The sequence below is a fragment of the Thermogemmatispora sp. genome, from assembly GCF_019683755.1.
Lineage (GTDB): Bacteria > Chloroflexota > Ktedonobacteria > Ktedonobacterales > Ktedonobacteraceae > Thermogemmatispora.
This window is the reverse complement of sequence record NZ_JADGHT010000187.1, coordinates 1-8,913: the sequence shown is the minus strand read 5'-3', so window position 1 is coordinate 8,913 and position 8,913 is coordinate 1. Positions and strand designations below refer to the sequence as shown.

6 protein-coding genes are annotated in these 8,913 nt (G+C 57.0%); all 6 read right to left on the bottom strand.

Annotated elements, in window-relative coordinates; translation table 11 throughout:
• Positions 1-1,194: 1,194 nt before the first annotated feature.
• On the bottom strand, positions 1,195-1,866 hold the full coding sequence (locus IRZ24_RS12595; RefSeq protein ID WP_297164770.1) for a hypothetical protein: 672 nt from the start codon (positions 1,864-1,866) through the stop codon (positions 1,195-1,197).
• A gap of 487 nt (positions 1,867-2,353) precedes the next feature.
• Positions 2,354-2,497 carry a hypothetical protein gene (locus IRZ24_RS12590; protein ID WP_297164768.1) on the bottom strand — a complete coding sequence of 48 codons (144 nt, stop codon included), beginning with the start codon at positions 2,495-2,497 and terminating at the stop codon, positions 2,354-2,356.
• A 52-nt stretch (positions 2,498-2,549) separates the two neighbouring features.
• A complete protein-coding gene (locus tag IRZ24_RS12585) occupies positions 2,550-4,250 on the bottom strand; it encodes a hypothetical protein (protein ID WP_297164766.1) in 1,701 nt (566 codons plus the stop codon).
• Positions 4,250-5,020, bottom strand: a complete 771-nt coding sequence (locus IRZ24_RS12580) for an ABC transporter ATP-binding protein (RefSeq protein ID WP_297164763.1) — start codon at positions 5,018-5,020, stop codon at positions 4,250-4,252. The genes IRZ24_RS12585 and IRZ24_RS12580 overlap by 1 nt, the downstream gene beginning before the upstream one ends.
• 1,188 nt (positions 5,021-6,208) lie before the next feature.
• The gene (locus IRZ24_RS12575) at positions 6,209-7,627 is read right to left on the bottom strand and encodes a glycosyltransferase family 4 protein (RefSeq protein ID WP_297164761.1); all 1,419 of its coding nucleotides are present in this window, start codon (positions 7,625-7,627) and stop codon (positions 6,209-6,211) included.
• Positions 7,628-7,917: 290 nt separating this feature from the next.
• A complete protein-coding gene (gene prmC / locus IRZ24_RS12570; protein WP_297164759.1) occupies positions 7,918-8,787 on the bottom strand; it encodes a peptide chain release factor N(5)-glutamine methyltransferase in 870 nt (289 codons plus the stop codon).
• Positions 8,788-8,913: the final 126 nt, after the last annotated feature.

The window sequence follows — 8,913 nt, the reverse complement described above, 5'->3', positions numbered from 1 at the left end:
ATATAGGACATAGGCAATCCAAAAAAGACTAACGAACAGCAAAGTTCCTATCCAGCAACCTTTTTCAAAATCTTCAGAGATTTCGAAAGAGAAATGAAAACGTTTCTCCTTCTTCGTAATCCTTGGGAGTTTAAGCAGCATCTCAGTTCTCCTTTTCCTCTTCGGCGAGCCGGGTCCAGAAGCGTCAGGCAGGCCGGCGTGACGCAAGAGGAAGCACACTTTTTCCCTGCTGCCTGGGTAGCAGCAGGGAAAAAGTCCTCACTGACCTGCCTCCAGATCAGTAACAATGCAACGAAGGCACAGGAGACGTCAGACCGAAAGTGACTCCTGCTCCATGACCTCCGCAAACATCGCGAGAATATTTAGGCAAGAGAGTGACAATAGCGTTCAAAACGGAGGTTATAACGCCCTGGACAGGTTGCAGGGCCGGGAATACAGCAACAATAGCCGAGACAATCACGGGCACAAGGACCGTGCCATACGTCTCTACGATATTCAACAGTTGCTGAGTGAAATCAACGTCTACCTGGTACGGGGCACACACTGGGCCAGCACATGCCAGATACACGGTCACACAGATCCCACCTGAACGAGACCGAAAGACAATAGTCCGGCAGCTTGTCTGGATGCTCGGATGCACAGCTCCAGGATCGGTTGACCCCGTCCTTGCTAAGACCTTTTGAACTGCAAGCTGATAGCCTTGGCCAGATGTGGAACCATAGCTAGCAACTGGCATCTGTTGGGCAGCCGAGCCTGTCACTCGTTGGAAAGCCTGGGCATGAGCAGATCCAGCTGGCGCCAGCGCCAGCCCCAGAGCAAAGACGATGGCCAACACGCCTAGCAGGTACAGTCGGCATCTGGTCAACATCTCGTCTGACTCCTTTCATACGACGATTGTCTATCGTGCACACCCGCTAAGGTGTGCCTACGTCAAGGATGCCAGATGCCTACTGAGCACGCCAGCACTTTCACTCGTCCTTCTGCTAGTCTTCTTTTCCAGTTCTTCTACCACTTCACTAGTCCAGAAAAGCACAATTTCCAGGAGACTCCCTCAGCGTGCCACAAGATCCGCGCTCCTGCCGCCTACCACGCAACGGCTCTCTTCGAACCGTCCGCTGGCTTCCAGCTCATGGCCCCTTTGGCTCGCCCTTGTAGCTGGCCCTGCCTTCCAGAGTCACAGCCTACTCTTCTCAGTCAAAGTCCAGACCCGGGCGGCGTCGCCGGCGGCATATCTGGCGGACCCGGCCACATCTCTCTCTCGTGCAGAATCACCAGGGGCAGATAAGATGCCTCCCCTCCATTGAGGTAAGCAGTAATCAGATAGAGACCGGACTCAGGAGCAACAAATGTCACCGGCTCCCTGATGATGCTCATCCTGAGCGAGCTTGGCATCTGATAGGCTGGCAAGTAGGTCAGCGCCCTCCACTCGAGCTGGCGCCTGCGCGACGTGATGAGACGGCTCGCCTGTCTTCCCTCTCCAAGAGGGCCGTCAAGCGTCCAGGAGAATTCCCCCGCCCCCTCTCCGCAGATCACCGCCTGCAGCACACAATGCACCTGGTAGGGGAAAAAGGTCGTCACTAAGCCGTTCCCCAGCACTTCCAGGAACGAAGCCCGCGGCTGGACGGTCAAAGGCCAGTGGGCTAGAGGACGAGGACTATCGGAAGACGCCATGACCGTCCTCCGCTGAAAGATGGAGATCACTTCCAGGCCAGTCACAGGGTCCTCTTCGCTGATGGCTCCCGTCACTCTTTGCACCTCTTGGATGCCCGCCTCCTTCATCCTTTGCTGAGCAAGCAAAGAGATTACCGGCGAGGGCCGCGCCGAGAGCAGCAGGAGCGATTGAATCCAAATCTGTGAATGTGGCATGAGACTCTTGCCTTTCTGGACTGCACCACTTGCAGGCTAACAGAAGAGTAAAGCTCTTAAATTAGATAATTTCTCCATTACTAGTTATACTCTCCTAAGTATAATAGAGCGTTAGCAGACCGTCAAGGTCGCAATTGAAATTTTCAGACAACGGCTTCCGTCTACAGAGTCGGACCCCCAAAACTTCGCAGCTTCCGAAATTTACCATTCCCATAGCGTGTTAGCGGCGAAGCCCCAGCGCCCTGTTTCGTCTCAGGTAGCAGTTCAGTTCTGGATCGCAGCGCCGTCTTTTCAATTTCCTTTTACATAACGATCCCCTTGTTCATCCATAGTGGCTGTCCAGGGACTGGCTTCAGCTCCGCCGACCCCATGCATGGGAAGTTGTTATCCTCATGCACCCAGGCCAGTGAAGCGGCGACTGTGAGTAGATAGTTTCTCGACGAGGCCGTAGCGTCTGGAGCAATAGCCCAAGCTGCTGCAGAGCTAGCTAGCTTTCTTCGGCAGAAACATGAAACTCCATCTGTAGATTGCGGAGCGCGCGCTGGAGGGAGAGAAGTGCACCCCCAAGGACAATCGTGTACAGAGCCAGACTGATCACTAATACCCAGAGTCCAATGAGTGCTACCAACATCGGCAGTGCCTTTCTTTTAACTTCGGACATCCTTCTCAGAACGTCTGTTCGATTATATGAACTCTCGCCTCAGTAGGTGATTCAACCGCTTGCTTCCGAGCCAGGAAGCCAATGCAGTCATGCTGGCGATCAGGCAAACGGCAAGCGTCCCCAGTAGCATGCCTGTACCTGGAGAGAGCATGGAGAGACCCGCTTCCTGCCGCAGGGGCTTCGGTAATGTCGGAATAAAGAGCAGTGCAGTTATCAGGGTTACGCAGAGCGACAAGAGCATGACTGGAATGGCCATCGGCAGAAGGATAGGGAAAAGCAGTCGTTCACCATCGGCCAGGCCAAAGACAGCCACCATCAGCGAGAGGGCAACGTTAGCCGCCAGTCCCAGCCCTAGCATTAGCAGGCAGAGGCCGATCGCCGGGAGAGAAGCACGCAACAGCCATCCAGCGATCAGGGCGAGGCCAAGCCAGATGAGCAATGACGGCAGCAGGACAGCCAACCATAAGGCCCCAAAGAGACCACCGGCGCGGACAGGCACACTGCGCAGGAGCCAGCGCGGTTGCAGCAGTCGCCTGGCCAATCCTCTGGACAGCACTAGCAGCATTGGCTGGCTTGCCATCAGCAGGCTGGGCACCCCTACAAGAGGCCAGAGATCACGGTAGAGCTGAATTCCCTCCGGCGATAGGAGGACGCCGGCCATGATTCCAACAGAGATGGCCAGATCGACCACGATGGTAGGCAGATCGGCCCAGCTCCACAAGCCTTCCCGCCAGCAATAGCCGAGCAAGGCCGCCCAGGGAGGGGGCAAACCAGGCATGTGCCAGGCCAGTTCCCAAAGAGGATGCTTCTTTATCGGCGCAGCCGTCCGCCGGTCCCGCTTCTCGCGCTGCTCCTGCAACCCTTCCCAGATGTTTTGATAGAGATGGCCTCCCAACCAGCCATAGCCAGCTCCTAGCGCTATCAGCAACAAGAGGGCTCCCAGCAAGACCATTCCATCAGCTCCCGTCAGATGCCCGCTCAGGAGGCCCTCCTCCGCCCTCAGTAGTAGGGTCGCTGGCATCAGTATTCCAGCGCTCAGCCTTGCCAGCCAGCTTTCTCCCTCCCACAGGACGGCCCCCAGCGGCAGCCCAACGATCAACAGAGCCGGAAGGCAGAGCAGCACGGCAGCCGAGGCCACAGTACTTCTTGCCCGCCTGATCCCCAGACACCAGGTCAAGCACAGTAGGCCTGTGGGCGCCAAGAGCGAGCAGAGCAGGAGCAGATAGACACTGGCCAGCCAGAGCTGCCCGATGAGGCTGCCAGCGCCATGCGCCAGCCAGACTACTACCGATGGTAACAAGAGGAGCATGATAGTCGCCAGCAATAGCTCCCGGAGCAGACGATAGAGCGGACGTAACAGCAGCAATGAGCGGGGCAAAGGTACCAGCAGATACCAGATCAGCTCGTCGCCCTCCCAGAGCAGCCCTGGCGCTCGCAGGGCCTGGAAGACCAACAGCAGTCCAAAGGCCACAGTTATCGCCGCCGGCAACCATCTAGCCACGAGTGCGGGAACAAGCAGCGTAGCTGCCAGCAGAAAGAGACTGGGACCCAGCAGCGGCAGCAGGCCCAGCAAGGGAAGAATGCGCCGCCACCAGGGCACTTCCTGCCAGCCTGCGCGTAGTAGCCACCACTCCAGACGCAGCAGTGCCACCAGTTGATGACGCCAGCGGCCTGGCCTCGGACTCACCACTGGTCTCGCCTTCTCCCGACGTTCTTTCCTCATTACCGTCTCTCTTCCTTCGCCGTCTCAGCCGAGGAGGCCAGTGCGAGCCTGGCAAAGATCTGCTCCAGTGTGCTCTCTCCGGCCCGCGCCCGTAGCTCGTCAAGGCTCCCATCAGCAACAATACGACCTCGCCCCAGGATGATTGCCCGCCCGCAAAGACGCTCAGCGACATCCAGCAGATGTGTCGCGATAAGCAACGCATGTCCCTGGGCGCTTAAGGCGGCCAGCTCGCGCTTCACCAGCATCACCCCAGAGGGATCGATTCCATTGAGCGGCTCGTCAAGCAGTAGTAGTGGCGGCTGGTGCAAGAGCGTCGCACAGAGCACCAGGCGGCGCTTCATTCCCTGCGAGTAGGCGCGAATGCGCCGCTGTGCTACCTCCTCCAGGCCAAAGCGCACCAGCAATTCGCTGGCGCGCTCGCGACAGGAGGCGCGAGAAAAGCCCCGCAGACCGCCTACAAATTCAAGAAACTCCTGACCAGTCAACCCCGGATAGAGCGCAGGCATCTCAGGCATATAGCCTACCAGCGACTTCAGTTCATCTGCAGTCAGGCGCTGCCCACGCAGATAAATGCTTCCTTCACTCGGAGTGAGTAGGCCGGCCAGCATCTGTAAGGTTGTCGTCTTGCCGGCCCCATTTTCGCCAAGCAGGGCCACCAGTTCGCCAGGCCAGAGCTGGAAGCTGATATGATCCACAGCCTGTAGACATCCATAGGCTTTGCTGAGTCTTTCAACCTCTAAGAGCGGCAGGCGATGTTCGCTCTGTTCCATCCTCTGGCTCTCCTTGCATCTAATGCCACCAAAATATGCTAAGTCCAAGTAGCACAAGGGCTGCGAAGAGCATTCCCCAGCCCAACATCAGGAAATGACTGGGAGGGCTGCTCCGGCTCCTACCCTTGTCAGATTGCTGCGCCTCACTTGCTAGCTGCCCTGCTTGCTCCAGATTGTGGCGGCGAACATATCCATAGCCCAGCGCCACCCCTCCAGTGACACAGAATAAACACGCTAGTACAAGGAGAGCAAGAGCTAACCGAAAGCTCGCCACAAACGCCAGAGCTAAAAATGCGATACTATCGAGGAGCGCAATTCCGAAGAGCAACACGGCTAGAAACCGCTCAGCTTTATTCATAAGACTTTCCCTCTCTGATCCCCTCCATGATCCTCCAGAGTCCGACTGCCATGGAGTAGAGCTGAATGGCACTAACTGCTAAGAGGAAAGCCAGTACGTCTTGCGTCGTTGGAAACTGGAGGAACAGGGAAACAGGCTGCGGACCTGTCTGGCGGTAGAGATAATAACCCTCTAGCATGGGGTCGGAAATTGTCAGACCTCTCTGCCGCAAAAACTCCTCCATATGGGAGAAACCCGGTGTTGATCGTAATCGCTGCTCCTCCAGCCGAAGGAGCTTCCCTGTCAGGGAAAGCACCTTTACACCAGGCTGGTCCATACCCAAAGAGGCAGCGCAGACGCCCGGCACCTGACCCAGTAAGGACACTGCCAACCCAAAACACCAGCTATCGCACCTCTCATGGCGCGGCGGCGGCTTACTAACCTGGCAAGTGCCATCTTTGGCAGCACCATGGGATACCTCCTATTACAGGAAAGTTGAGTTGGTAGTAGGGGAGACTCTAGCTCTAGCGTCTGAAGTTTCAAGCTTCCTCTACTACCTTCTTTCCGAGAATAGCAGCTTGCGTCGGCTCAGACCAGCACAGGGCTTAGTCTTTTTCCTAACGATTTCGGCAGAGGAGATCAGTGAAGGCCCTTCCTTGCGCTATCTTGACTATCTCGCAGATCACAGTGAGGTCCTTCGAGGTCATCAACACCGCCTTCTTCATCCGAGGATTTATTTCTGGACGGCCATACTAAGGAAGCTCGCAGGCAGCATGTAGGTAAGGCCAACCAGGCATCAAAAGACGTAGAAGTAGTTGATCCGAACTCGTAGTAGGCCTGCACCAGTCTAGCTAGGCTAAAGGCGACTCACGTGCCTGATCTATACCGCTTCGCGGTCGCAGACTATCGAGCTGGACAGGGCCCAGGTCATGCGAGGCCTGCTGTACCCGACTATCGTCACCAGCCTGCGCCTCCGTTGGGGGAGAAGCCGAAGCCAACGGCCCTGCGGGAGGCGCCGCTTCACGGAGCACCGTCTTGCCAGCAGCACTATCTGAGCTACCAGATGGAGCGGGGCCATTCAGCTGCAGACGTCCACCACGCTGGCGCTGACGATAATCGATCCACACAATCAACACCACCATAATCAACACCACTAATAAGATACTGATAAACTTAAAGAGATGTGCATTCTGCCTGTTTGCAATATCAAGAGACAGAATCGACAAGCCAGCCGCCAACACTCCAAAGGAGAAGGTCACCCCATAGAACAGATAACAGATCTGCTTCACCGTCAGGCCAGCCGCCATCAAACGATGGTGCAAATGGGTCTTATCGTAGTGCCAGGGGCGCTGCCCATGCCGAATACGATTGATCGCCACCACCGCCACATCGAGAATCGGCACACCGAGCAACATCAGGGCCAGGGCCAGCTTTGCGCCGCCGATCGTCGACATCACCGCCAACCCCAGCCCCAGAAACATCGCTCCCGTATCGCCCATAAAGATGCGGGCCGGATTCCAGTTATGCGGTAGAAAGCCCAGCACAGCCCCCGTGAAGATAGCGGCCAGCACTGCGATACTCTCCTGATGAAAGACCCAGCTAATCAGAGCAGTAAAGAAACCAGTGATCCCCACGACCCCCGCCGCCAGCCCATCGACTCCATCGATCAAATTGACCGTATTCATCATCCCGACCATCCAGAACCACGTAAAGCAGAGGGCCGGAATGGCCGCCAGCGTAATGGCATTATCATGCACCCCCAGATAGACCAGACCAGGAGCAAAGGGATTGTTGAACGAAAAGAGAAAGATGCCATGAAAGCGTCCACCCCAGGGGGCCAGCAGAATCGCCGCCGCCACCGTCTGCGCTAACAGCTTGATCAAAGGTTTCAAGCCAATCAAATCATCGATGAGATGCACCGCTACCAACAGCAGCGAGGCCAATAGAAATAACCAATAAACAGTGCTCTCAACATAGAGAGAGGTAGGAATATTATGCGCTGGTGTATAGAAAAGTAGCGAAGCGATAACAAATGACAGGAAAATAGCCACGCCCCCCAAACGAGGGACAGGGACCGTATGGACCCGACGTTCGGAAGGATAATCGAGCCAGCCCATGCGCAGGCAGAGGGAACGCACAGCAAAAGTCAGCAGATAGGTCAGAACAAACGCCGCAATGCCTCCGAGCAACGGCAGCGCCAGCGGAGGAAGCCAGGAAGCCACGGGCAAGAGCGCCGCTACAGTCAACTGTAAGTCACCGGCCTGGACCATGTACCGTCTCCTGTGAGGAGCTAAGCGCTGCTCCTCACCGTGTTCTTCATGTGCCTCTCCGTCGCTCTCCGGCTGACAGTTCTTGCCTTATCAGGGCAGATAAGGACAGCCAGGAGTCTAACGGTAGTCCGATTATACGGATTCCCTCAAAAGGAACGCAATGAGTTCGCCGATTTATACTAGTCGAGAAGGGGAGAAGAGGAAGCCTTGCACCTGTGTTCTCACGACGTTCAGCGCGGTCTTCCGCTCGGAAGAGCCGCCCTCTGGTCAGCCTGCAGAGAGAAGACGCCTCAGAAGCTCAGAATGAGGAGGCGCTCCTGACCCGCATAATCTCGTTGACAGGCCACCTGCAGCGAGGGCCACAACTGACGAGCAAAGGCCTCCAGCGCCTCACGCTGCTGATAACCGATCTCCAGAAAGACCTTGGCCCGCTCTTTGAGGACAGGACGCTCGCGGAGCTGCAGCAATAAGCGCTCTAGCAAGGCCAGCCCTCGGGGGCCAGCAAAGAGGGCCTCGGGCGGCTCAAAGTCGCGCACATCGGGGGCAAGCTGCTCCCGCTCCTCCAGTCCGACATAGGGCAGATTGGCCGCTAACAGATCGACCGGCTCAGGCAACGGCTGCACCAGATCGCCCTGGAGTAAACGCACACGCCCGCTGACTCCATGCCGCTCGCAGTTCAGCCGCGCCACCTCGAGGGCCGCCGCTGAGCTATCACAGGCATAGAGGTAGGGCAAACGCGACTCATTGACTGCCAGCGCAACGGCGATCGCCCCTGAGCCAGTGCCAATATCAGCAATCAGCGGCACCTCCCCCCGCCCCAGACGACTGCGGGCCTCAGTGAGTACCGCCTCTACTAACAGCTCGGTTTCAGGACGAGGAATGAGCACACGCCGATCAACGAGCAAGTCCAAGCCGAAAAACTCCTTGTGTCCCAGCAGATAGGCCACCGGCTCCCCTCGTCGGCGCCGCTCTAGCAGGGTCGTCAGATGCTGCAGCTCGCGATCTGTCAGCTCTCGCTCAGGATGGGCATAAAGGGCAGAGCGCTCCACCCCCAAGACATGGCCAAGCAGCACCTGTACATCCCGCCCAGCCTCTTGGACGCCCTGGCCCGTCATCTGGAGCACCTGTCTTCCCCATTGCAGAGCTTCCTTCACGGTCATCCTGGTTCCTCCTCAGAGCCTCCCGACTCTTGCTCACGTCGACAGACCAGCCCAATACCGGCTCCGCCAATGCCCCATCCTCCCCTTCCCCCAACTCTACAAAGAGGCTGTCTCTTATACAAATCA